We start from the raw sequence: 20,869 nt of genomic DNA, 5'->3' as shown, positions 1-20,869 counted from the left end.
CTTCGGGAGCGCGCCAGAGCGGCGGCCGTACCCCCCAACGGCCGCCGCTCTGCCGGGTTCTCCGGCGTTCAGTCCTCAGCCCAGCCGGCCGCATTGTCGCCGGTCTCCCGGGAGATGCCCGAGCCGGTCTCCGGCCACCCGCCGAAGCGCTCCTCGTGCAGGTGGGCGAAGAAGTAGCACATCTGCTCGCAGTCGGCGTCCAGCACCGCCATGGCCGGGTCGGCCCGTACCGCCTCGTAGTAGTCGCGGCCGAGCGCGACGATCCAGCCCCGGGCGTACAGGAAGCCGTCGTCGGAGCCGTCGGTGACCTCCTGGACGTCGGCCCGGTCGATGTCGTACAGCTTGCGCTCCACCACCCGGTCGAGGTCGGTCAACTCCCGCGCGGAGAGGTCGACGCAGAGCTCGCGCAGCTGACCCAGGAACGGATCGAGCCAGGCGTCGACGGCGTACTCGTCGTCACCGTCATCGTCGGGATCCCGCTCGGCCAGCGCGCGGCGCTGCGTCGCCGCCTCGGGGCCGAGCCGCGCCCACGCCGCCTCCACCAGAGCCCAGAACCGCTCCTCGTCCTGGGCCGTCGGCATCCTGGTCATCTCGTCCGTTCCCGTCATGGCGGCGACCGTAGCGGGAGCGTCCGACATCGCCGTAGGGAAATGTGTCGGGGTGCTGCGGCCCGTCCAGCCACGGCCTGTCCCGACCCTCCCCGCGCACGGCGCCGGAAATTCGGATGAGCGCCGAACGCCCGATCTCTACCCTGGCCGCGATGACGATTTCACATGACGTGGCCGGGAGCGGCCCGACGGTTGTTCTGCTGCACTCCACGGTCTGCGACCGGAGGATGTGGGAGCCGCAGGTGCCCGCCCTGGTCCAGGCCGGCTGGCGGGTGGTGCGCGGCGACCTGCGCGGCTTCGGTGAAACGCCGGTGCCCGACGGCCCCTACAACAACGCCCAGGACGTCGTCGACCTGCTGGACCAACTGGGAGTCGAGGAGGCCGCGCTGGTCGGCGCGTCCGGCGGCGGCCGGGTCGCGCTGGAGGTCGCCGCCCGCTGGCCCGGGCGGGTGACCGCGCTGGCGCTGCTCTGCACCGCGTCGACGGGGCACGAGCCGAGCGCCGAACTCCGGGCCGTCGGCGAGCGGGAGGACGCACTGCTCGAGGCCGGCGACGTCGCGGGCGCGACCGCACTCAACGTGGACACCTGGCTCGGGCCGTACGCCGACGAGGCGACCCGGGAGCAGGTACGCCGGATGCAGCAGCGGGCCTTCGAGGTGCAGCTCGCCGCCACCGAGGAGTTCCCGCAGCTCAGGCCCGAGTTCGACGTCGCCACCATCACGGCGCGTACCCTGCTCGTCTCCGGCGCGCACGACCTGGTGGACTTCCGCCAGATGGCCGTCGGGCTGGCGGAGCGGATCGCCGGCGCCCGTCATCTCGAACTGGACTGGGCCGGTCACCTGCCCAGCCTGGAACGCCCCGACGAGGTGAACCGGCTACTCGTCGAGTTCCTGGGAGCCTGACCGGCGATGGCCGCGATGAAGATGCACGCCGACGAGGTCCAGACCGACGCCGAACTGGTCCGTCGCCTGCTGGCCGGGCAGTTCCCGCACTGGGCCGGCCTGCCGATCCGTCAGGTCGACTCGTACGGCACCGACCACGACATCTACCGACTCGGCGAGCACCTCGCCGCCCGGCTACCCCGGATCGGCTGGGCGACCGGGCAGGCGGCCAAAGAGGCGGAGTGGCTGCCGAAGCTCGCCCCGCACCTGCCGCTCGCGGTGCCCGTACCCGTGGCGATGGGGCGTGCCGGGGAGGGCTACCCGTTCGCCTGGTCGGTGTGCGAGTGGCTGCCCGGCGAGAACGCCAACGGCACCATCACCGACCTGGACCGGGCCGCCGTGGACCTGGCCGGGTTCGTGCTCGCGCTGCGCCGGATCGACACGGCCGGCGCCTTTCCCCGCCGGCCCGGCGGCAGGGGATCGCCGCTGGCCGAGTTCGACGAGTCCGTACGCCGCTCGGTAGCGCAGCTCGGCGACCGGATCGACGGCGACCGCGCCCTCCGTTCCTGGCAGGAGTCGCTCGACGCGCCGGCCTGGGACGGCCCGGAGGTATGGCTGCACGGTGACCTGCTGCCGGGCAACCTGCTCGTGGTGGACGGGCGCCTCTCGGCGGTGATCGACTTCGGTGGGCTGAACGTGGGTGATCCCGCCTGCGACCTGCAACCCGCCTGGAACGTCTTCGCGGGCCGCAGCCGCGAGCGGTTCCGCGCGGAGGTCGGCGCCGACGACGCGTCCTGGCTGCGCGGGCGCGGCTGGGCGCTTTTCCAGGCCGTCATGGCCATGCCGTACTACTGGGACACCAATCCGGGCATGATCCGCCAGGTGTCGCACGCTCTCGCGCAGGTCCTCGCCGACGACTGACGGCCCGCGCGGCTCAGCGGGCCTCGGCGGCGGCCAGGCTCGACTCGACCGAGGTGCCGGGCGGCACGCGCTGCCAGCCGGCCCCCTCGGGTGCCGTGACGGAGTGGACCTCCACCAGGCCATGGTGCCAGGTGACCGGGGAGCGCCCGGGCTCACGAGAGCTTGGCGACGATCTCCACGAGATTTCCGTCGGGGTCGCGCAGCAGGGCGTTGCGGTTGTTGTTGCCGGAGTCGTGCGGGGGTTGGAGCGCGGAAACGCCGGCGGCCACCAGTCGGCGGTAGGCCTCGTCGACGTCGTCGGTCCACACCACCAGGGCCATCGCCGGGCTGCCCGGTGCGGCCTCCACCCCGTGCACGTTCCTGGCCGCCTCGACCGTGCCGAGACCGATGGTGAACCCGTTCAGGCGAAGCTCGACGTGCGCGGCAACGCCCTCGCGCGGGGTGCGGAAGGTCTCCTCGAAGCCGAGGAGATCGCGGTAGAAGCGGACCCCGGCCTCGATGTCGGCGGTGTAGAGATTGACCAACCCCGTGACGAACATGCCCATCAATGTAGCGGGGGATCAGGCGCTCGTGGGCCCGTGCGCGCAGCCCCCGTGGCCCGTGCGCAGCCAAGGGGCACCCGCCGGCCACGGCGCCGGGTAGGTTGCCGTCGGCGATGGATCCCAGGGCGACGGCCCGACGAGGGGGTCGTCGGCAGGGTTCCCGCCGCGGGGAGGATGTCATGTCGGCGCAACGAACGGCCCTGGTGATTCCGGGCAGCGGTGGCTGCTGGCACCTGCCCCACCAGTTCTTCGCTGTCGATGCGGCGCGGGCGCGCGGCGCCCGGCTGCACCACGTGTCGTGGAGCGGCGAGGTGCCACCGGAGCCGCAGGCGCGTGGTCCGTGGGCGGTCGCGCAGATAGCGGCGGCGCTGCGGGGCCTGCCCCAGCCGTTGATCATCGCCAGTTCGCTGGGCACCCTCGCCGCTGCTCTCGCCGCCGATCACGGACTGCCCGCAATCTGGATCACGCCGTTGCTGCACCGCCCGGAGGTGGTCGAGGGACTTCGCCGGGCCAGCGCGCCCCGCCTTCTGATCGGCGGTACGGCGGACAGCAGTTGGCGCCCGGGTCTGGCCCGCGAGCTGTCGCCGCACGTGTACGAAGTGGAGGGTGCCGATCACGGGCTTCGCCTGCCGGGGCCGCTCGCGAGGTCAGCGGCGGTGCTGGGCGAGATGGCTACGGCGGTGGAGGACTTCCTCGACCGGGTTCTCTGGCAGGATGCTCCTGATGACCACCCGGACGCACTGGCAGGCGTGGCATGAGGCGTACGCCGATGAAAGCTCTCCGTTGTCCCGCCGGCTCCGGCTGGTGCAGCAGCACATCGCCTCGTGGCTCGACCAGCGCTCGGACGAGCGGTTGACTGTGGTGAGCGCCTGCGCCGGGCAGGGCCATGACCTCATCGGAGTCCTCGCCGCACGGCCCGACGCCCAGCGGGTACGCGGGACGCTGCTCGAGTACGACCCGGGCAACGTGGCCGCCGCCCGGGCCGCGGCCGACCAGGCGGGGCTCGCCAACCTCGTGGTGCGGCAGGCGGACGCGGGCCGGCTCTCGTCATACGTCGGAACGGTTCCGGCCGATCTGGTGCTCATGGTCGGGGTCTTCGGCAACATCTCCGACGCCGACGTGGAGCGCACCGTCGTCGCCCTGCCCCAGCTGTGTACGGAGGGCGCCACCGTGATCTGGACCCGGGCGCGGCGAGCGCCGGACCTGACGCCGAGGATCCGGGCATGGTTTCGCGATGCCGGTTTCGTGGAGGAGGCGTTCCATGCCCCGGACGATGTGCGCTTCTCCGTGGGCGTTCACCGATTCGACGGCGCACCGCGTCCCCTGGATGCCACGGGAACGGTCTTCGAGTTCGTCCACTGACGGCAAGGATGTCGCCCTGGCCGCTCACTCCGTCCGGGCGCTGCCTCGTCATCGGCTCGACGGCATCGGCTCACCGGACAGAACGCCGTAGCCGAGAAGAATCAAGAACATGATCCCCACTGCGGCGAAGGCTACGCCGATCGCCCGTTCCAACAGGACGAAACGTGCCAGGCGCTGGTCGTACCGGGCATCCGGTAGCCAGCGCCACGGCGGAATGCGTCGCAGCACGCTCGCGACGGACATCGACCGCCGCACGTGCCACTGCGTCACGCCGCGAAAGTTGGCGGCCAGGCCGACCCCTACGAGGCTCAGGGTCAGGCTCATGAGGACAGCGGCCAGGAAACGCCAGGTCTCCATCTGACCTCCTTCGGGACCGGCATCCACTGGACATGATCCGGCAAGATCAGCGTCAGACCGGGGCACCGAGACGTGGAGGCGCGTCGTTATGAACCCAGACGAGGCTGAGCAGCGCGCGAGGATCACATTTTTTTAGGCCGGGACCGCATTCTTCCGCGTCGGTCAGGTGGCCGCCTGGGTGGGAATGGTCTATGCCATCGTCGCGATCCTCCAGCGGTTCACCGGCTGAGAGGTCGTGGCCGGAGAAGGGTGCCACCCCGGCCGGGAAGAACTCTGGCACGAGACCGCCGCCCGACGGAGTCGCCCGCTTTGCGGGCGCGCCCGCCGGCCGCGCCGATGGTCAGTCCACTGCTGCCCGCGCGGCATCCAGGAAGGCGAGCCGGTTGTCCTCCAGGTAGTCCCGGACGCTCTCGCCGTCCGGCAGCCCTTCCCAGACAACCAGGTTCAAATCCAAGAAGTACGCCCGCGCCGCGGCGTGTACCGGGAGCGGGAACATCAGGCGGATCATGCGCTCCGCCACCCAGACGCGTTCATGACCGCCTGCGTCCGGACCTCCCACTCGTCGCCGGCGGACCACGTCGCGGGACGGTTGAAGGCACACCGCTCGGCCTCGGCGGTGACCTCCACAAAGCTCTGCACCTGGGCCAGCCGTTCCGCACGGCGACCTCGGTGAGCGCCAACTCCTGCCGGCGTTCCTCCGCCCGCTCCGCCGAGCGTTGGGTGGCCCGTTGCACCCAGAAGGACAGGCCACCGCCCAGGACCACCCCGCCAAGTGAGGTCATGGACACCCAGAGGTCACTCGGCACGGCAGTCATGATCGGAGCGGCGCGGGCCGATGTCAATGCCGTCGATCGCCGACGTCGGCGAAGCTGGTGACGCGATCACATTCGTCACCCTCTCAGCTTTGTTGGTGAGAGCCAGCCTGCACTTCGCGCCACGTGCCACGCACTTGGCCTCTATGCGTGCCCGTCGATTCCATGAGAACCTGAATCCCTTGTGTGATCTGACGACTACTTATAGCTATCTTGGCTGGAGGCGCGCGTGGCCCAGATGTCGCTCTTCGGATCCAGTGAGGCCGGACCCGACCCGAAACCTGCCGACAACCGCACCGCCCGGCTACAACTCCTGATCACTGTCAAGGCTGCACCGAACCCGTCAGAGAAGTACGGAGAGACCGTCTGCGTAGCAGGGTTGCGGACGGACGTGCTGCGGCCGACGTGGGTGCGCCTCTTAGAAGAAGATCGCGGATGGCTGGTCACGTGATGACGCTCCTGGTCAGCCCCTCCGTCGTTGTCGAGCAGCGTCGGCGTCAGCGGGCGGGCTTGGCTGTACGGATGGCTGTACGACGGGCCGGCGCTGGCCATCTGATCCGTAGATTCCCAAGACCATGTCTAAGCCGTCTGGCACCATCCACCTGGTCCTGGTTGGTCCTGGTCCTCGACCCCTCGGCAACTCGATCGGTCCCGTCCCGTTCGGTCCAGTCCGCCCGGTGGCCCCCACACGTGGCTCCCAAACTGTCAGCTTGGGAAATCGAACGAAGCCATCATGAAGGCACTTTCGCCGCGTGTAAGTGCCTCGACCAATGCCCGCGAGTGACCGTGGTTTACCCGCCCTAATGGCACGCTAATGGCACGAACCAAGGTGTACGGGACGAGCGGCTTGGAAGTCTTGAGCGAGGGTCAGGAGCCGGTCCGTATGAACAGATTGCGCACCGATCAGTTTCCTCCGCTCGACTGGTCTAGTCTTCCGAGACCGACTGACGGAAGGCATGGCGCTATGCGGAAACTGATCTACGGCATGAACCTGACCCTGGACGGCTACATTTCCGCGCCCGGCGACGACCTCGGCTGGAGCGGGCCGAGCGATGAGCTGTTCCAGTGGTGGCTCGATCAAGAGCGGGTGATCAGCCTGTTTCTGTATGGGCGCCAACTGTGGGAGACCATGAGCGCCTACTGGCCGACCGGCGACCAGCAGCCGGGCGCCACCCCGGCGCAGATCGAGTTCGCGCGGAACTGGCGGGACACCCCGAAGGTGGTGTTCTCCTCAACGATCGACAAGGTCGACTGGAACACTCGCCTGGTCACCGGCGACGCGATCGCCGAGATCACCCGGCTCAAGGCCGAGGACGGCGGGCCGATGAGGGTCGGTGGCGCAACGCTCGCCGGGGCGGTCATGCGGGCCGGGCTGATCGACGAGTACGAGATCGTCACCCATCCGGTCCTCGTGGGCGGCGGCACACCGTTCTTCATCGCGCTGGAAAGCTGGGTGAACCTGAACCTGGTGGAGACGCGGACGTTCCCCGGCGGCGTGGTCTTGACCAGGTACGAGACGAGGCGCTGAGCGCGATTCCTTCGCGAGGGGCTTGTCTGAGGGAGCGGCAGTATGCCCCGGAGCAAGGTCGAGCTGTTCGCTGCGATGAGGTGTGACTCGCCATTCCTCCCCCTCTCGCGGGATCGCTCGGCCACTGATGGCCTGGAGTGTCCTCGCTGCGGCTCGGGAATCGGCGTCCGGTGTGATCACCTCGACGCGCCTGCCCTGCTTGCGCAGGCCGCGAGAGCACCACGACGTTCGCATAGCCCGAGGCAAGGTTGGCGTTGTCGGGGGGAGCGCACGCCACCGTTGATGTAGCGAGTGCCGTTGATGCTGTGCGTGGGGACAATACCGGGCAGCGCCATCTTCAGGGGGCCTCGACCGCTGCACCGCCACCGACCCACCAGCCCGCGCTGCACCCTCAACTGTGAAGTGCCGGTACTGCTCGGACGGGGTCTCTTCCTCGACGTCCTCGGGAAACGTGCGGTCGTCGCGCAACGTGTAACTTGCGAACGGACGAGATGAGGAGGAGACAGGTGACTGCTGGTGGCTTCTCGTCGAAACGGCTGGCTCGAGTGCGGGAGCTGCTTGAGCGTCACGTCGAGTCCGGCTTCGTCCCGGGTGTGGTGGCTGTCCTCGCCCGGCACGGCGAGGTGCACATCGAAGCAACGGGCAATCTCGCGTTCGAGGGCGCAGGATCGCAGACGCCGATGGCGGGCGACACGATCTGTCGCATGGGCTCGATGACGAAGCCGGTCGTCGCCGCGGGTGCGATGACGCTCGTCGAGGACTGCACCCTCCGCCTCGATGACCCGGTCGATGACCTCCTCCCGGAGCTGGCGGACATGACCGTGCTCGCCGATCCCCACGGGCCACTGGAAGACACCGTCCCGGCGAAACGCCCGATAACGCTACGGGATCTGCTGACCGGCACCCTCGGCACCGGCATGGTCCCCGCCGAGCCGGGAACGGTCCCGATCGCCGACGCGCTGGACGCGCTCAGTGCGCCGTCGCCGGACGAGTGGATCCGCCAGCTCGGCGCGCTTCCGCTCGTCCACCAGCCCGGTGAGCGCTGGATGTACGACACCGCCGCCAACGTGACGGGTGTGCTCATCGCCCGGGCCGCCGGCATGTCGTTCGGGGACGCCCTGCGCGAGCGGATCTGCGATCCGCTCGGGATGAAGGACACCGCCTTCAGTGTGGGCGGCGAGAGCATCGGCCGGTTGGCGACGGCGTACGAGCGCGACAACGCGGCCACCGGTGAGCAGGTGGTCGAGGACGGCCCCGACGGGCGGTTCAGCCGGCCACGAGTGTTCGAATCAGGTGGCGGCGGGCTCGTTTCGACCGCCTACGACTACCTCGCCTTCGCCTCGGCTCTGCTCGCAGGCGGCGCCCACCGTGGCGAGCGGGTGCTCTCGCGGCCGTCGGTGACCCTGATGACGAGCGACCACCTGACCCCGGCGCAGAAGACGGTCTCCGGGTTCTGGCCCGGATACTTCGACGCCATGGGCTGGGGTTTCGGAATGTCGGTCCGCACCCGCCGCACGCACCTCGGCCCCTCGGTCGGCAGCTACGGATGGCCCGGCTTCTATGGCACCGCCTGGTACAACGATCCCGCCGAGGACATGACGACGATCTTCATCATGCAGCGGGCGCACGCGGGCGACCAGAGGCTGCTCGGGCACAGCCAGATCGGGTTGACGATGAACACGTACGCCCACGTCCTGCCAGATATCGAGCGGGCCGCCGTGGACGAGGCCGCGAAGCACCTATTCGGCTGACTTGGCTGTACGAATGGCTGTACGGGAATCCTGGTGATCGACGGGGCCGTGCGCGCCAAGCCGCTGACCTGCGGTGACGAAGGTGCGCCCGGCAGGATTCGAACCTGCGGCCTTGGGATTAGAAGGCGGAATTCAGCCGCGTCAGCCGTTACCATCGGTGACCAAATCTGCCGTCTGACCAGGCGAAACGGCGCGGTTGAACGCTCCTGACCACAGGCGGCTACCAGTGACACGGGTGGGGCCGGGGTGGGGCCGGCGAGCGCGGCGGGTCCACTCTTCTCTTCAACTTGTTCGGCAGCCGTGGCCACGCGTACCCTCGTGGCAGCAACACCCGAGACGCCAGGAAGAGTGTCGCCACGAGCGACAACCGGCTATGGCTGGCGTCCTCTCGGCTGGGCCGCACCGGGATCATGTGCGGGGGCACCGAGCGGGGTCAACCGTCATTCGTTGGCGGAGGAGCCCTGCGTCGGTGCTTTGTCGTCTCTGGGCTCCCGTCCGCCGGGAGGAGAACAGATGGCAAGGGTGATGCTCAAGCTCGGCCAGGTAGCCGACGAGCTCAACGTCAGCATTTCCACCGCTCGCCGGCTCGTCCGGCGCGGCGACCTGCCCGGCTGCAAGGTGGGCTATCAGATCCGGGTCGCCCGCGAGGACCTAGACGCCTACGTGGCGCAGGTGCGCGCGGCAGCCGCAGCGGGCCAACAGGCAGCGTGAGGGCTCGGCCACCGGGCTAGATAGGGCCACTGGCCCTGGCCTTGGTGCTGGCCCGTCTACGCCATAGAACCGCCTCCCTATACCGCCGTCCCCACGGTCGCTAATTGGCCGTGGGGCGACGATGAAGCACGCCCAATTCCAGCCCGGAAAGAAAGATGCGCCAGAGGCCGCCAACTTCTGCAAGCTATTCGCATAGGCAGTTGACAGGGAACCAAATAGGCGATTAAGGAGGGCAGCAATGAGGCGCAGGCCGGGGCCGCCGAAGCAGTTTCCGCATCAGATGTTCCTGTCGCTGGATGACGACTCGCACGAGTTCTTGATGCGGATGGCCGAGTTCTTCGGCGTCAAGCCGCAGGACGTGGCGCGCGGGGCCATCCAGAAGTCCATCGAGCACTTCGACCAGGCCACCAAGCTCGCCTTCGAGGAGTTCGCGGCCCGCGACGCCGCGCAGCGGGAGGGCTGATGAGTCGCCAAATATGGGATCGGTGCCTTGCGCAGGGCCGGGACCCGTGGCGCGACTCGGAATGGTTACAGCACCACCGCCGGTGCCTGGAAGAGGGCCGGGACCCGTGGGGCAGGGATGACGGCTATTACGTCGTCAGACACAAGGGAGGGATCACGCGAATGAAGAAGCCGAACATCGAGGCGCTGGACAGCAACCTGGCCGCGCTGGAGGAGCGGGCCAAGAAGGTTGAGGACGAGCTGATCGCACTGCACCAGCGGGAGCGGGAGCTCGGCGCACTGCGGGCCACGACCGACACCGACGCGGCCAAGCTGCTGTCGCGCTACGGCCGCCGAGCGATCTGAGAGGACAAGGCATGTTCACCAAGGGAACCGCTCCGACGGGAGCAGACAGCACCAGGGACATCAACCCCGCAGTCGACCTGGACCAGAGCGCCAAGGTCCTCCTCGGCGTGCCGGTTGACCGGGTGGAGGCGGAGGCCGAGGACTACCGCAGCCACGCGGACCGGGAGTTCGACCGGCAGATGCAGAACGTGCACCCGGCCGCGACGGTCAAGTGGCTGGAGCAGCAGCGCGACGAGTACAACGCGTGGGAGAAGAAGCAGGTCACCGAGGCCGTGACCCGCGAGGTGGAGGAGCACTGCGCCACCGCCGACACGCTGCGCGAGGGCACCCACACCATGCTCCGGAAGCTGGACAGCCTGGCCGGCGAGATCAAGGCGCGCAACCTCACCACCGCGCAGGCGCTGAGCAAGCTCGACGCCATCCACCAGCAGATCGCGGCGGTGCGCCAGCGGCGCGCGGAACTGGCCGCCGCCACCCGGCTCAGCGAGCTCAAGCTCGCGCACCCGCATCGGTACATGGACACCACGCACCAGGCGTTCAGGAAGCTGCCGCGCAAGGCGGTCTTCGAAGGCATCTGATCAGCAGAAAGGCGGAGAGGGCCGGGACTGGCTCACCCGACTCTCCCCGCCTATCCGGCACGGTTCTCACCCAAGGAGATACGCAATGTCCATTGTAGCCCTGAGCCCGGCCACCAACCGGATCGAATGGAGCCCAGAACAGATCCGCACCGAGCAGCACGAGTGGGGCGTGGCGGTGAACACCACCGCCGACCGCGCCTGCTCCCACGGTCGCACCATTCAGCGCTGGATCAACGACCAGCGCAGCAAGGGATGGGGCCGCGTGATGGAGTTCCACAGCCTGCGGGTCAAGGTCGCCTGGCGCGCGTTCGACGAGCTGCCCCGCCACAACGACCGGCGCTGGGAAGTGGTGGACGGCTTCCTCTGCGACGTTCTGAACGACCCGAACAACGGCCTGGTCGTGGTGCGCGTCGATAAGTGCGGCACCTGCGAGTAATCGTCGTCAGGGCGCGGAATGCCTTGTGAGCAAACCGCGCCCTGACTCGACGGCAGGAGACGGAAGGAAGGTGGGCTGCCGTGCAGGTGCAGCGTAACCGGGTGGTGAACCCGAATGGCCATCAGAATGCGAATCCCGCGAATGGCGCTCGCAGGAATAGACGGAAGAACAGGGCTGCGGGCTCTATAGCCTATTTGCAGCAAGCTCCACGCATTGAGGAGAAGCGATGGAACAGCAGATCAACCCGAGCGACGTTGGTCGGTACCTCGCGCAGAAGCGCTGGGCTAAGGCCACCCCGGAGCAGCGTGCGGCACAGGGTCGCGCCCTGGCCGAGGGGCGGCGTCGGGCTCGGGCCAAGCGCAGCAGCGAACAGGGCTCACCTGACCGCGACAAGTAAGCGTCAGGGCCGGTCTGTGGCGGACCGGCCCGGACAGAAAGAAGGTATCCGTGACACAGCATAGCGCCGCCGAGTGGCGCGGCTCTGGTCCAATTCCCCGCCTCGCCCCTCCCCAGAGGATGAAGCGACGCGGGCGGCTGCTGGAGTTCGTCTGCGCCTACGACTTCCACAACGAGCACGGCGAGCTGATCTTTCAGAAGTTGCGGTACCGCCTGGTCGAAGGCGACGGCCGGGACAAGGAGCTGTTCTACCGGCAGCCGCGCGGGGAGTACTCGTGGTCGCCGCGCAAGCCATGGAACGCCGACGCGTACCTGTACCGGCTGCCCGACGTGCTGCGTGCGGTCCGGCAGGGTCGGGCGATCTGGTGGGTGGAGGGCGAGAAGGACGCCGAGGTAGCGCGCGGGCACGGGCTCATCGCCACCAGCCACCACGGCGGGGCGGGCAAGGTCTTCCCCGAGCAGTGCCGCTGGCTCACGGGCGCAGCCCGCGTGTATGTGGTGGCCGACCGAGACGTACCCGGCTACTACGACGCGGCCTGCCGCCTGGACGGGCTGATGCTGTACGCCGGGCTCGCTCGCGAGCAGATCAAGGTCCTGCACAGCCCCGCCGGTAACGACCTGGCTGACCACTACGCGGCCGGGCTCGGGCGCAGGGACTGGCGTGTGATCAACGAGAAGTGGCTCCGGGAGCAGGCAGCCAAGCACAGCGCGCAGATTGCCGCACAGCACGGCTACGGCTGGGTCGGTGCGCTGTGACCCGGCCCATCACTCCGAAGACCGACCGCCGGGCGCACGTCCGGAAGATGCGTCAGGCCGCCCTGGAGCAACTGGAGGCGCGGGAGTGGGCGCGGAGCAAGCACGACGAGAAGAAGGCCGATGCGGAGTTCACCCCGCCGGACTCGGGCGGCACGCTGGCCGAGATGCTGGCCAAGCCGCAGGAGCCCTTGCAGTACACGATCAAGGAGCTGCACCCGCGCGGCGGTAACGGACTGATCGCGGCTCAGTACAAGGTCGGCAAGACCACGCTCATCCTCAACCTGGCCCGCAGTTGGGCCGATGACGAACCGTTCCTTGACGAGTTCGAGATGAGCACGGATGGCGGCAACCTGGCCATCTTCAACTACGAGCTGACTGAGCAGCAGTTCCTGGACTACGCCCGGCCGTTGGGCCTACGGCATCCCGAGCGGATCTGCGTGCTGCACCTGCGCGGCAAGCGGTTCGACCTGCGCAGCCCGCGAGCGTTCGATTGGGCGGCGGACTGGCTGGCGGAGCGGGACTGCACCGGGCTGATCCTGGATCCGTTCGGCGCGGCTGCCCGCCTACGCAACGAGAACGACAACAGCGAAGCGCGTATGTGGTTACTCGACTGCGTGGACCCGCTGAAGGAGGCGTCCGGCGTCCAGGACCTGTGGCTGCCCGCCCACACCGGGCGCGGCGAGGCCGAGGAGGGCGGCGAACACGTACGCGGCGCGAGCTCGGTAGATGACTGGGCCGACGTGCGGTGGCTGTACACGAAGCAGTTCGAGGTGAAGGAGGACGGCCGGAAGTACGGACAGCGGTACCTGCGGGCGGACGGTCGGGGCGTGGCGCTGGCAGAGCGGCAGATCGGGTTTTCTCAGGAGGACAACTCCCTGCACGTCGCTGCGATGGTCAGCCGCTCACAGGGGCGCTCCAACGGCCTGGTGTCCAGTGTGGTCAACGCCGTGGAGGCGGAGCCAGGCATCAACAGCGGTGAGCTGCGGAAGCGGCTACCGGGTGACACGAAGTACAAGAACGAGGCCATTCAGAAGGCGATCGATCTTGAACTGATCCGCGTGGAGCCAGGCAAGAACAACAGCAAGCATCACTATCCGGTGGAGCTAAAGCCGGGACAAACACGCATCTACCCCTAGCTTGTCTGGTCTGTCTGGGCCTGTCTGCCCGCCAGACAGACAAGCCGCCGCAAGCCTGTCTGTCTGTGTCTATACACAGACAGGCTGCGGGCTGGCCTTGGGAAACGAACAAAGGAGCATCGATGACCACCGAGGGAAGGAAGCGCAGGCGTACCCGCCTCGCTGCCGTGCCACCGCCCGCAGAATCGTCCACCCATGGATCCGGCGTCCCCTTGGACAGCAAGGGCCGGGAGATGTGCACGGACCACCAGAAGGTCGCCAAGGGCCAGCCCTGCCCGACCTGCGGGCGCTGCTACGCGAGCAGTTCCCAGACCGGCGACCCGTGCCGTCGCTGGCCGATCCCCGGCGGCGGCGTCTGCGCCACCCACGGCGGCAGCACGACCGACGCGCGCAAGGCTGCGGCCCGGCGGCTGCTCGCGATGGTCGATCCGGTGCTGGACCGGCTGGAGAAGATCGTCGATAACGACAGCCTGGACCCCCGTGACCACATCCGCGCCGGGTTCGGGGTCCTCGACCGAGCCGGCCTCGGGCCTAGCTCCAAGATCGAACTGGAAGCGAAGCGGTGGGAGGACGTGGTCGAGGAAGTGTCGCTCATCAGCGAGGAGGGCGAGGAGCCGCCCGCCTGGCGGCGCAACCGCTACGCCCTGCCCGAGGAAGACGAACCGGAGGACTAGCGGCCTCCATACGCTGCGGCAGGGGGCGGGTTTTGAGTGGATCCTTGGCCCGCCCCCACCGCCCTCGCCCACGAGTCCGACGTATCGCGTTCGACAGGGCGCACACGCAGCGTAGTCAGGAGGAGATGCATGGGGCTCAGGGCTACGCCGCTCATGTGCGGTCACGCCTTCCGGGCCGAGGTGCCGCCACGAGGCGGAGAGCGGGTGTGGTGCCACACCTGCTCCGACTACCGCTACGCAGTGCCAGGCGGCCAAACCAAGACCGAAGCCCGACCCGGCCCCGGCCAAGCCGAAGGCGATCCCGGTCCGCAAGCCGAAGCGTGAGCGCAGCCGGAGGCCGATCCGCCAGGTCTGTTCGTCCTGCTACCTAGAGCTCCCGGTGATCGGCGCTTGCGGAGATTGCCCGACTGGATCTCGCTGATGTCCTGAACATCATCGACATTCGTCTATGTACTGGTCATGCACGGCGCTGACCAAGCGCCACGGAGGCCAAGGAGCCCAGCATGTCCACCAGCACCGACCACACCACCGCCCCGGTTACCGAGGCAACCGACCCCATCCCGACGCAGACGCCCGAACCGGCCCCGGTAGCCCTGGCGGCCGAGCAGGCACCCGCCGAGGCCCCTGCGCCCGCTGAGGCGTTCGGGCACGTCGACCTGAACGTGACGGCTCCGGAGGAGGAAGGCCCCGCTCTGCCCCTGCCCACGGCTGAGGAGATGGCCGAGGCCATCGACGCCTGGCACGACGAGGAGGACACCACCGGCCCGAGCCCGCTCGCCGCCGCGTGCGCGGCTGGCACCGTCAAGCTGTTCCGCCTGCGGGCCAGCGGCACGATGCGGCGGCTGCCCTGGCTCGCCGGCGAGGCCCTGGAGACCGCCGAGTGGTACCGGCTGCGCGTCGACCAGGGCGCGACCGTGCGGCAGGTTGCCGAGGACTGCGGCACCAGCAAGGCCACCGTGCGCCGGGCGCTGAACACCCTGGCGCTCATAGACGAGATCACGGACGGCCTGCACGACGACCTGTACGCGGAGGACGTGACCGAGATCGTGTTCGGCGCCGAGGACGGGGAGGACGCCTGATGCCAACGGTCAGCACTAACGACCTGGCCGCCTACCCGGTGGGCGCGGTGGTCCTCCTGGACGGGGAGCGGCTGGAACTGCACAAGCGGTATCAGACGGCGGAGGGCGTGGCGGTGTACCTGCTGCGCCCGCAGTACGACGCCGACCACGGCCCGGCCGGGCTGGTGCGTATCGAGGTGGCCCGCGCTGACCTGGACGAGCCGCTGTGGGAGGTGGCCCCGCTGTACCTGGAGGACCCGCCCGTGTACCGCCCGAAGGAGGAAGGCCGATGACTCCGATGATCGGCTACCTGCGGGTGAGCACCGACCGCCAGGCGGACAGCGGCCTTGGCCTCGACGCGCAGCGCAACCGCATACAGGACCACGGCGACCGGCACGGCTGGTCGCTGACGTGGATGGTGGACGACGGGTATTCCGCGGCCTCCCTCGACCGGCCCGCGCTGCGGGAGGCCCTGGCCCTGCTCGCCGCCCACACCCACGCCGGGCTCGCGGTGGCCAAGCTGGACCGCCTGAGCCGCAGCGTCGTGGACTTCGCGGACACCCTCGCGACAGCGAAACGGCAGGGCTGGTCGGTGGTGCTGCTCGACCTAGGCGTGGACACCAGCACGCCCAACGGCAAGCTCGTCGCCGGCCTGATGGCCCAGATAGCGGAGTGGGAGCGGGAGATCATCGCCCAGCGCACCCGCGAGGCCCTGGCCGCAGCGCGGGCCAACGGCGTACGGCTGGGGCGGCCCCGGCAGTACCCGGCCGACGTGGTGGCCCTGGTGGCCGATCTGGTGGGTGTAGAGGGGCTAAGCCACCGCCGGGCAGCGGCCGAGCTGTCTAGGCGCGCTGTGCCGACCGTGGGCGGTGGTCCGTGGCGGCACAGCACCGTCCGACGCCTGCTGAACAGCTACGCCATCGACCTGGCCACCGCAGCCGCCCGCGATGCCAGCCAATCGCGTTCGGGCGGCCGATCGCGTTCGAAGGAGAAGTGATGGCACGACCGAAGGTGTCCCGCGAGGGGACCGAGATACCTGGCGTCCGCAAGGTAATCCGCCGCTACGACGACGGCCGCCAGGTGGTGCGGTGGGAGGTGCGCGTCAAGGACGCGTTGGGCAAGCTGCACAACGTCGGCACGTACGAGGCGAAGGACGAGGCCCGCCGAGCCAGCGTCGACGCGCGGGCAGCCGTGCAGGCCGGGGCGTACGTCGCCAAGAGCGCCGGGGAGGTGCGGTTCCTGGAGGTGGGTCAGGCGTGGCTCGCCAGCCCGCGCGTCCAGGGGCTGAAGCCGTCCACCCGCTACGGCTACACGCGGATCCTGCACAACTACCTCGCGCCGTTCCACCGGGTGCAGGTCGGTCGGCTCGGCTACGCCGAGTGCTCCACGCTCATCGGGCAGGTGATGGACGGCCGCGCGCCTAGCACCGTCGGGCACATCCTCCACGTGCTGCGGTGCGTGCTGGACCACGCGGTGCGGAGCGGCTACCTGCGGGCGAACCCGGCGCGAGAGGTGGCCAAGCCGAAGCTCCGCGCCAAGCGGGAGGCGGTGGTCCTACAGCCACCGGACGTGGAGCGCATCATCACCGCCATGCCCGACGCGCGCGGGTCGCGCCCGGACCGCTGGCGGCTGCTGGTCGAGTTGGCGGTGGAGAGCGGCTGCCGGGCCGGTGAGCTTGCCGGGCTGCGGGTGCGGTGCCTGGACACGGCCGGTCGTCTGCTGCGGGTGGAGGCCACCGCGCAGGAGATCAACGGGGAGATGCGGATCGGCACGCCGAAGAGCAAGGCCGGGCTCCGCACGGTGGACGGGCTGAACGCCGACCTGTGCCAGCGCCTCGCCGCCCACGTCGCGGGCACGGGGCCGGATGACTACGTGTTCGGTGACGGGGCTACGCCGTACCGGCACAACGCGTGGAACAACCGGGTATGGCGACCGACAGTGGACGCGCTCGGGCTGGTCGGCGTGCGGTTCCACGACCTGCGGCACTACCACGCCAGCGCGTACCTGCTGCTGACTGGCGACGCGGTCCGCACGGCCAAGCGGCTAGGGCACGCCGACCCGTCGGTCACGCTGAAGGTGTACGGGCATGTGCTCGACCACCAGGGCAGCGACGTGTCGGCCGCCTTCGCCGCGCTGCGGGCTGAGGGGCGACGCCAGGCAGCCACGGCCGAGCCCACGCCTGTTCAGCCCGCAGCGTCGACCACAGCGGGCGGCGTCGTTGACCTTGCCGCGTACCGCCGCACCCGCCAAGCTGGCTAGTGAGGAGGAAGCCCATGGGAGCAAGCCTGAAGCGCATCCGCGAGTCGATGGACGTGAAGCCCACTGCGAAGGATAAGGGGCTAGTGCTGACCCTGCGCCTGGTGGCGTACGACAACGGCATCGTTGAGCTCGACGGCATCCCGGTAAGCCAACTACCCGACGACGAGGGTTGGCTGGCCGGTGCCGAAGTAGCACTCCAGACGATGGACGAGTTCCGGCGGCAGGTCGTGCGCCGGAGGAAGGCCGCGCAAGCGAAAGCGGCGTCGTGAACGCAGGCGCAGGGCGGGCTAGCGCCCGAAGGGTTGGCATCGAGGCCGTCCGCCGCTGGTGGGCGGCCTTCTTGCTGCCCAGAAAAGACGACTGGACGACCCCATTTCATCCATAGCCTTCTATACGTGCCGCACAAGGGGCACTAAGCGCAAGGACATAGGAGGACAGCCGTGATCGGCGACATCGTGCACTACACCTTCGACGACGCGCAGGCGTACAACGTCACTCTGAGGAACCCGGGCGGGGCTCGTGGCCAGCAGCCCGGCGTCCTGCCGAAGGCCGGCGACAAGCTCCCGGCGGTCGTCATGTTCGAGTACGGCGGCGGCGTCGTGGACCTGCGGGTGCAGCTCCGGGGCACCGCCAACCACTTCATCCAGAACGTGCCGCAGGGCACGGCCGGGCAGCAGGGTCGCTGGGCGGTGAAGGCGTGACCCCGGAGGAGCTGGAGGCCCTCAAGGGTGCCGACCCTGAGCGGTACGCGGCGCTGACCAAGCCCCAGCGCGACCAGGAGCTAGCCGCAGCCGTCGGGCGGTTCGGTCGGCCGTACGCCAGCGAGTACGACCCGGGCGTGCCCACGCCGTACGAGCGCCAGGCGCGAGCCGAACGCGAAGCCGCACGAGAGACCGGCGACCCCGAACCGCCCGTATACGGGTCAAGCGGCGGCCGGTAACGCCATCAAGGCGGAGCATGCGCGAGATCGGAGGGACGGGGCTGGCGGCCACTCGCCGCAAAGCCCCAACTCGCGGGAGCGATCCCATTTCGATCCGGCGAACAGTAGGTAAAGATGAGAGCCTTTTCTGGACTCGGTCCAGAACTGCAAGGTTACTGGGCGGTATCCACTGACTCCAATGTGCGCCCCCCATCCAGCTAGAGCCAGCACAGAGGACAAACGCCCTGTTCAGGGCTCCGCTCTGGCCCCGTGCGCCCCGAGCGCCCATTCATCTCAATCGTTAGAACGTATGTCCAAACAATGGAAGATCGATTCAGGCACATCTCACGATATGGGCACCCAGGGGGCCGGTCCACATTGCTCACCGTGACCGCAAGATCAGTGTCGCCTGGTCGCCTAGACTCTGATCCCGGCACGTCAACGCGAGGTGCCTGCGCAAAAAGCAGACCCCGAGCACGGACGTTCCGTGACCGAAGGTCTGGACGTCGAGCCGGGGTCCGTTCTCATTGGCAGTGAGGCGGCTACGGTAACAGGCTTCGGTCGTCCCGTGTGGGCGATTGGTCCTTCTCGGCGTTTGGCGCAAACGTTTAAGAGGAGGGGTTGCCATGACGGCAGCTATCGGAACGCAGGCGCGGACGGGCGAGCGCTGCCCGGAGAGCGGTGTCTGGAAGGTCGTGGGGTACCCGACCACGACCGCGCCCATCGCGCGGGGCAACGTCATGCCGCCGTACAACGGTCAGGCCGTGACGTGGGAGCTCACCCGCCTCGCCTGACGATCGATGACCTGAACGGGTCACGGTCCTGATTGCTGACGCCCAGCGTCAGAGTCGGCTCCGGCTCGCGGCGGTAGAACTGCCGTCGGGCCGGAGCCGGCGTCGTCCCAGCCGCTCGAACCTACCCGCCGCACACCGCCTGCCCGCGAACCGCAGGTATCGGGGCCGTCTGCCTTCGGGTGGCGGCCCCGACCGCTACGAAACCTTTCGTGTCTCTAGTCCTGGCGGCAGTCCCAGGTCGCGGCGGATCGACGTCAGGAGCTCACTCTGCCTGTCTGCTAACGCTCGCACCTCGAAGCGCACCTGCTTTAGCCGCTCTGGATCGTCTAGCCCACCAGCGCCTATCTGCATGTGGCAGAACATCGCGTCCATGAAGAAGCGACTGGCCGCTTGGTCGGTTTCCTTGGAGGCGAAGAGACTGAGCTTTCTGTCGGCATCGGCAACTCGGGCCAGCGCCGCGCCGAGCAGGTGCTGGTCTTCTTCCGACACGACGGCTGGGCCGGGGTCCAGCCGGGGCAGCACGTGATTCACGACCTCGTCCCACTCCTCGATGCGCTTGAGGATTTCGGTGTACAGGGGGAGCCGCTCCTGATGCCACCGGGCGTGGTCTTCTCGCTCCCACTGTTCTCGCCGCTCGTCGCGCTCTCGGTCCCACCGCTCCCGCTCGTGGGCGCGCTGCCGCTCCCACTGCCGGGCCTCACGGCGTCCGCTCAGGATCTGAGTAGTGACCGCAGCCGCCAGCGTTCCCAGGACGCCAAATGCCGCGACGATGAGCACCGCCCACACGGGCGTTCCGGACGACATGCCGACATGGTCTCCGGCCCGGTCAAGCGCCCGCTACTCGGTCTTGAGGATGTCGCCGTGCTCGTACCGGAGCTGCGTCAGGAGCAGGCTTCCCAAACCGAGCACGCCGAGTGCATACCGCTTGGCGTCGTCCCGCGTCTGAATCCGGTGCCGATCAACGTTGCTCAGCGCCTGGGCGAAGCCCATCCCGAGGTACCGCCAGCCCTCACGCTCACTGGCCTGTCGGCCTAGCCGGTAGTCGCTGGCGTCCCCGAACACATCCAGATACAGGTTCTTGCCAACGAGGTTGTTGCCCTTGCCGTCCTGCGGGTTGCCCGCCCACGTCCGGATGTGGTTCTCGACGAAGATCGCCGTCTGGCTGGCGACCTTGCCCCACTCCCCGTCTTCCACCTCGGTCTTGACGTGCGCCCACAGCTCCGGGTCGTAGGCGTGCTCGTCCACCGGCTCATCCCCGCCCACGAGGCCGAGCTCCCAGATCGCGGCGTCAATGAGCTCGCACGCCCTTCTCACTCCGCTGCGGGTCGCCTGGTCGAAGGCGGACTGAGTGGTGCGCTCGGTGACGATGCCCAGGCTGTAACGGATCTTGTCGAAGCGCTGCACAAGATTGTTGTCCGCTCCGAGGGTGCGGACGAAGATGGCACGCGTCCGCGCCTTCCATGCATCGAAGCCCGCACGCCGAGCGAAGTGGTCAGCCTCGGCGGCTTCCTTCTTGAGCTTCTCCAGCTCCTCAATTGCAACAGCAGGGCGCATGGACGGGAGTCTACGGGCCACCTGCGACA

General features: G+C 68.8%; 29 protein-coding genes. 23 read left to right on the top strand and 6 right to left on the bottom strand.

Going from position 1 to position 20,869, the window contains the following annotated elements; genetic code table 11:
- Positions 1–68: 68 nt before the first annotated feature.
- On the bottom strand, positions 69–608 hold the full coding sequence (locus V6U81_RS10675; RefSeq protein WP_334487385.1) for a DUF4240 domain-containing protein: 540 nt from the start codon (positions 606–608) through the stop codon (positions 69–71).
- A 152-nt stretch (positions 609–760) separates the two neighbouring features.
- Here V6U81_RS10675 and V6U81_RS10670 point away from each other — a divergent pair, with 152 nt between their 5' ends.
- Both V6U81_RS10670 and V6U81_RS10665 read left to right on the top strand, forming a co-directional pair.
- Positions 761–1,510, top strand: coding sequence for an alpha/beta fold hydrolase (locus V6U81_RS10670; RefSeq protein WP_334487384.1), 750 nt, complete (start codon positions 761–763; stop codon positions 1,508–1,510).
- 6 nt (positions 1,511–1,516) lie between these two features.
- Entirely contained in the window at positions 1,517–2,410 is an 894-nt protein-coding gene (locus V6U81_RS10665; protein ID WP_334487382.1) for an aminoglycoside phosphotransferase family protein, read from the top strand.
- A 152-nt stretch (positions 2,411–2,562) separates the two neighbouring features.
- Here V6U81_RS10665 and V6U81_RS10660 read toward each other — a convergent pair whose 3' ends face one another.
- On the bottom strand, positions 2,563–2,949 hold the full coding sequence (locus V6U81_RS10660) for a VOC family protein (RefSeq protein ID WP_334487380.1): 387 nt from the start codon (positions 2,947–2,949) through the stop codon (positions 2,563–2,565).
- A gap of 182 nt (positions 2,950–3,131) precedes the next feature.
- Here V6U81_RS10660 and V6U81_RS10655 point away from each other — a divergent pair, with 182 nt between their 5' ends.
- Both V6U81_RS10655 and V6U81_RS10650 read left to right on the top strand, forming a co-directional pair.
- A complete protein-coding gene (locus V6U81_RS10655; RefSeq protein ID WP_334487378.1) occupies positions 3,132–3,710 on the top strand; it encodes an alpha/beta hydrolase in 579 nt (192 codons plus the stop codon).
- Positions 3,676–4,314: an SAM-dependent methyltransferase gene (locus V6U81_RS10650; protein ID WP_334487376.1), complete on the top strand. Its 639-nt coding sequence runs from the start codon at positions 3,676–3,678 to the stop codon at positions 4,312–4,314. Before V6U81_RS10655 ends, V6U81_RS10650 begins: the two co-directional genes overlap by 35 nt.
- Before the next feature lie 48 nt (positions 4,315–4,362).
- Here V6U81_RS10650 and V6U81_RS10645 read toward each other — a convergent pair whose 3' ends face one another.
- Together V6U81_RS10645 and V6U81_RS10640 are read right to left on the bottom strand one after the other, a co-directional pair.
- The gene (locus V6U81_RS10645) at positions 4,363–4,671 is read right to left on the bottom strand and encodes a hypothetical protein (RefSeq protein WP_334487374.1); all 309 of its coding nucleotides are present in this window, start codon (positions 4,669–4,671) and stop codon (positions 4,363–4,365) included.
- Between the two features lie 340 nt (positions 4,672–5,011).
- Positions 5,012–5,191: a hypothetical protein gene (locus V6U81_RS10640; RefSeq protein WP_334487372.1), complete on the bottom strand. Its 180-nt coding sequence runs from the start codon at positions 5,189–5,191 to the stop codon at positions 5,012–5,014.
- A 1,256-nt stretch (positions 5,192–6,447) separates the two neighbouring features.
- Between V6U81_RS10640 and V6U81_RS10635 the strand changes: the two genes are divergently transcribed.
- The 19 genes from V6U81_RS10635 to V6U81_RS10545 all read left to right on the top strand — a co-directional run bounded on the left by V6U81_RS10635 (position 6,448) and on the right by V6U81_RS10545 (position 19,286).
- Entirely contained in the window at positions 6,448–7,011 is a 564-nt protein-coding gene (locus tag V6U81_RS10635) for a dihydrofolate reductase family protein (protein WP_334487370.1), read from the top strand.
- A 545-nt stretch (positions 7,012–7,556) separates the two neighbouring features.
- Positions 7,557–8,762, top strand: a complete 1,206-nt coding sequence (locus V6U81_RS10630; RefSeq protein WP_334487368.1) for a serine hydrolase domain-containing protein — start codon at positions 7,557–7,559, stop codon at positions 8,760–8,762.
- A 513-nt stretch (positions 8,763–9,275) separates the two neighbouring features.
- A complete protein-coding gene (locus tag V6U81_RS10625) occupies positions 9,276–9,473 on the top strand; it encodes a helix-turn-helix domain-containing protein (protein WP_334487366.1) in 198 nt (65 codons plus the stop codon).
- A gap of 238 nt (positions 9,474–9,711) precedes the next feature.
- Positions 9,712–9,936 carry a hypothetical protein gene (locus V6U81_RS10620; RefSeq protein ID WP_334487364.1) on the top strand — a complete coding sequence of 75 codons (225 nt, stop codon included), beginning with the start codon at positions 9,712–9,714 and terminating at the stop codon, positions 9,934–9,936.
- Positions 9,937–10,097: 161 nt separating this feature from the next.
- Positions 10,098–10,280, top strand: a complete 183-nt coding sequence (locus V6U81_RS10615; RefSeq protein WP_334487362.1) for a hypothetical protein — start codon at positions 10,098–10,100, stop codon at positions 10,278–10,280.
- Positions 10,281–10,291: 11 nt separating this feature from the next.
- Positions 10,292–10,858: a hypothetical protein gene (locus tag V6U81_RS10610; RefSeq protein WP_334487360.1), complete on the top strand. Its 567-nt coding sequence runs from the start codon at positions 10,292–10,294 to the stop codon at positions 10,856–10,858.
- 85 nt (positions 10,859–10,943) lie between these two features.
- On the top strand, positions 10,944–11,294 hold the full coding sequence (locus tag V6U81_RS10605) for a hypothetical protein (protein ID WP_334487358.1): 351 nt from the start codon (positions 10,944–10,946) through the stop codon (positions 11,292–11,294).
- 226 nt (positions 11,295–11,520) lie between these two features.
- Positions 11,521–11,691, top strand: coding sequence for a hypothetical protein (locus tag V6U81_RS10600; protein ID WP_334487356.1), 171 nt, complete (start codon positions 11,521–11,523; stop codon positions 11,689–11,691).
- Positions 11,692–11,810: 119 nt separating this feature from the next.
- A complete protein-coding gene (locus tag V6U81_RS10595) occupies positions 11,811–12,446 on the top strand; it encodes a hypothetical protein (RefSeq protein WP_334487354.1) in 636 nt (211 codons plus the stop codon).
- The gene (locus V6U81_RS10590) at positions 12,443–13,582 is read left to right on the top strand and encodes an AAA family ATPase (RefSeq protein ID WP_334487352.1); all 1,140 of its coding nucleotides are present in this window, start codon (positions 12,443–12,445) and stop codon (positions 13,580–13,582) included. Before V6U81_RS10595 ends, V6U81_RS10590 begins: the two co-directional genes overlap by 4 nt.
- A 122-nt stretch (positions 13,583–13,704) precedes the next feature.
- Positions 13,705–14,256, top strand: coding sequence for a hypothetical protein (locus V6U81_RS10585; protein ID WP_334487350.1), 552 nt, complete (start codon positions 13,705–13,707; stop codon positions 14,254–14,256).
- Between the two features lie 503 nt (positions 14,257–14,759).
- Positions 14,760–15,335 (top strand): HU family DNA-binding protein, encoded by a 576-nt coding sequence (locus V6U81_RS10580; protein WP_334487348.1) that lies wholly within the window; start codon positions 14,760–14,762, stop codon positions 15,333–15,335.
- Positions 15,335–15,607, top strand: a complete 273-nt coding sequence (locus V6U81_RS10575; RefSeq protein WP_334487345.1) for a hypothetical protein — start codon at positions 15,335–15,337, stop codon at positions 15,605–15,607. Before V6U81_RS10580 ends, V6U81_RS10575 begins: the two co-directional genes overlap by 1 nt.
- On the top strand, positions 15,604–16,311 hold the full coding sequence (locus V6U81_RS10570) for a recombinase family protein (protein ID WP_334487343.1): 708 nt from the start codon (positions 15,604–15,606) through the stop codon (positions 16,309–16,311). Before V6U81_RS10575 ends, V6U81_RS10570 begins: the two co-directional genes overlap by 4 nt.
- The gene (locus V6U81_RS10565; RefSeq protein WP_334487341.1) at positions 16,311–17,573 is read left to right on the top strand and encodes a tyrosine-type recombinase/integrase; all 1,263 of its coding nucleotides are present in this window, start codon (positions 16,311–16,313) and stop codon (positions 17,571–17,573) included. The genes V6U81_RS10570 and V6U81_RS10565 overlap by 1 nt, the downstream gene beginning before the upstream one ends.
- A 14-nt stretch (positions 17,574–17,587) precedes the next feature.
- Entirely contained in the window at positions 17,588–17,842 is a 255-nt protein-coding gene (locus V6U81_RS10560) for a hypothetical protein (RefSeq protein WP_334487339.1), read from the top strand.
- Positions 17,843–18,013: 171 nt separating this feature from the next.
- Positions 18,014–18,274 (top strand): hypothetical protein, encoded by a 261-nt coding sequence (locus tag V6U81_RS10555; RefSeq protein ID WP_334487336.1) that lies wholly within the window; start codon positions 18,014–18,016, stop codon positions 18,272–18,274.
- Positions 18,271–18,513, top strand: a complete 243-nt coding sequence (locus tag V6U81_RS10550; protein WP_334487334.1) for a hypothetical protein — start codon at positions 18,271–18,273, stop codon at positions 18,511–18,513. Before V6U81_RS10555 ends, V6U81_RS10550 begins: the two co-directional genes overlap by 4 nt.
- A 605-nt stretch (positions 18,514–19,118) precedes the next feature.
- Complete coding sequence (locus V6U81_RS10545) at positions 19,119–19,286, top strand: hypothetical protein (RefSeq protein WP_334487333.1); 168 nt, start codon at positions 19,119–19,121, stop codon at positions 19,284–19,286.
- Between the two features lie 195 nt (positions 19,287–19,481).
- On the opposite strand, the gene V6U81_RS10540 is transcribed toward V6U81_RS10545, so the two are convergent.
- Positions 19,482–20,090 carry a hypothetical protein gene (locus V6U81_RS10540; protein ID WP_334487331.1) on the bottom strand — a complete coding sequence of 203 codons (609 nt, stop codon included), beginning with the start codon at positions 20,088–20,090 and terminating at the stop codon, positions 19,482–19,484.
- A 33-nt stretch (positions 20,091–20,123) separates the two neighbouring features.
- A complete protein-coding gene (locus tag V6U81_RS10535; RefSeq protein WP_334487329.1) occupies positions 20,124–20,840 on the bottom strand; it encodes a TIGR02391 family protein in 717 nt (238 codons plus the stop codon).
- Positions 20,841–20,869: the final 29 nt, after the last annotated feature.

The sequence above is a fragment of the Micromonospora lacuserhaii genome (assembly GCF_036902735.1).
Classification (GTDB): domain Bacteria; phylum Actinomycetota; class Actinomycetes; order Mycobacteriales; family Micromonosporaceae; genus Micromonospora.
This window is presented reverse-complemented; position numbering and strand designations above follow the sequence as displayed.

Bases quoted from the DNA above. Each gene is read 5' to 3' on its own strand.
- V6U81_RS10665 (WP_334487382.1), top strand. From the start codon at position 1,517: ATGGCCGCGATGAAGATGCACGCCGACGAGGTCCAGACCGACGCCGAA.
- V6U81_RS10575 (WP_334487345.1), top strand. From the start codon at position 15,335: ATGCCAACGGTCAGCACTAACGACCTGGCCGCCTACCCGGTGGGCGCG.
- V6U81_RS10645 (WP_334487374.1), bottom strand. From the start codon at position 4,671: ATGGAGACCTGGCGTTTCCTGGCCGCTGTCCTCATGAGCCTGACCCTG.
- V6U81_RS10610 (WP_334487360.1), top strand. From the start codon at position 10,292: ATGTTCACCAAGGGAACCGCTCCGACGGGAGCAGACAGCACCAGGGAC.
- V6U81_RS10580 (WP_334487348.1), top strand. From the start codon at position 14,760: ATGTCCACCAGCACCGACCACACCACCGCCCCGGTTACCGAGGCAACC.
- V6U81_RS10650 (WP_334487376.1), top strand. From the start codon at position 3,676: ATGACCACCCGGACGCACTGGCAGGCGTGGCATGAGGCGTACGCCGAT.
- V6U81_RS10655 (WP_334487378.1), top strand. From the start codon at position 3,132: ATGTCGGCGCAACGAACGGCCCTGGTGATTCCGGGCAGCGGTGGCTGC.
- V6U81_RS10660 (WP_334487380.1), bottom strand. From the start codon at position 2,949: ATGTTCGTCACGGGGTTGGTCAATCTCTACACCGCCGACATCGAGGCC.
- V6U81_RS10595 (WP_334487354.1), top strand. From the start codon at position 11,811: ATGAAGCGACGCGGGCGGCTGCTGGAGTTCGTCTGCGCCTACGACTTC.
- V6U81_RS10675 (WP_334487385.1), bottom strand. From the start codon at position 608: ATGACGGGAACGGACGAGATGACCAGGATGCCGACGGCCCAGGACGAG.
- V6U81_RS10600 (WP_334487356.1), top strand. From the start codon at position 11,521: ATGGAACAGCAGATCAACCCGAGCGACGTTGGTCGGTACCTCGCGCAG.
- V6U81_RS10625 (WP_334487366.1), top strand. From the start codon at position 9,276: ATGGCAAGGGTGATGCTCAAGCTCGGCCAGGTAGCCGACGAGCTCAAC.
- V6U81_RS10560 (WP_334487339.1), top strand. From the start codon at position 17,588: ATGGGAGCAAGCCTGAAGCGCATCCGCGAGTCGATGGACGTGAAGCCC.
- V6U81_RS10615 (WP_334487362.1), top strand. From the start codon at position 10,098: ATGAAGAAGCCGAACATCGAGGCGCTGGACAGCAACCTGGCCGCGCTG.
- V6U81_RS10635 (WP_334487370.1), top strand. From the start codon at position 6,448: ATGCGGAAACTGATCTACGGCATGAACCTGACCCTGGACGGCTACATT.
- V6U81_RS10620 (WP_334487364.1), top strand. From the start codon at position 9,712: ATGAGGCGCAGGCCGGGGCCGCCGAAGCAGTTTCCGCATCAGATGTTC.
- V6U81_RS10570 (WP_334487343.1), top strand. From the start codon at position 15,604: ATGACTCCGATGATCGGCTACCTGCGGGTGAGCACCGACCGCCAGGCG.
- V6U81_RS10540 (WP_334487331.1), bottom strand. From the start codon at position 20,090: ATGTCGTCCGGAACGCCCGTGTGGGCGGTGCTCATCGTCGCGGCATTT.
- V6U81_RS10670 (WP_334487384.1), top strand. From the start codon at position 761: ATGACGATTTCACATGACGTGGCCGGGAGCGGCCCGACGGTTGTTCTG.
- V6U81_RS10605 (WP_334487358.1), top strand. From the start codon at position 10,944: ATGTCCATTGTAGCCCTGAGCCCGGCCACCAACCGGATCGAATGGAGC.
- V6U81_RS10565 (WP_334487341.1), top strand. From the start codon at position 16,311: ATGGCACGACCGAAGGTGTCCCGCGAGGGGACCGAGATACCTGGCGTC.
- V6U81_RS10535 (WP_334487329.1), bottom strand. From the start codon at position 20,840: ATGCGCCCTGCTGTTGCAATTGAGGAGCTGGAGAAGCTCAAGAAGGAA.
- V6U81_RS10545 (WP_334487333.1), top strand. From the start codon at position 19,119: ATGACGGCAGCTATCGGAACGCAGGCGCGGACGGGCGAGCGCTGCCCG.
- V6U81_RS10585 (WP_334487350.1), top strand. From the start codon at position 13,705: ATGACCACCGAGGGAAGGAAGCGCAGGCGTACCCGCCTCGCTGCCGTG.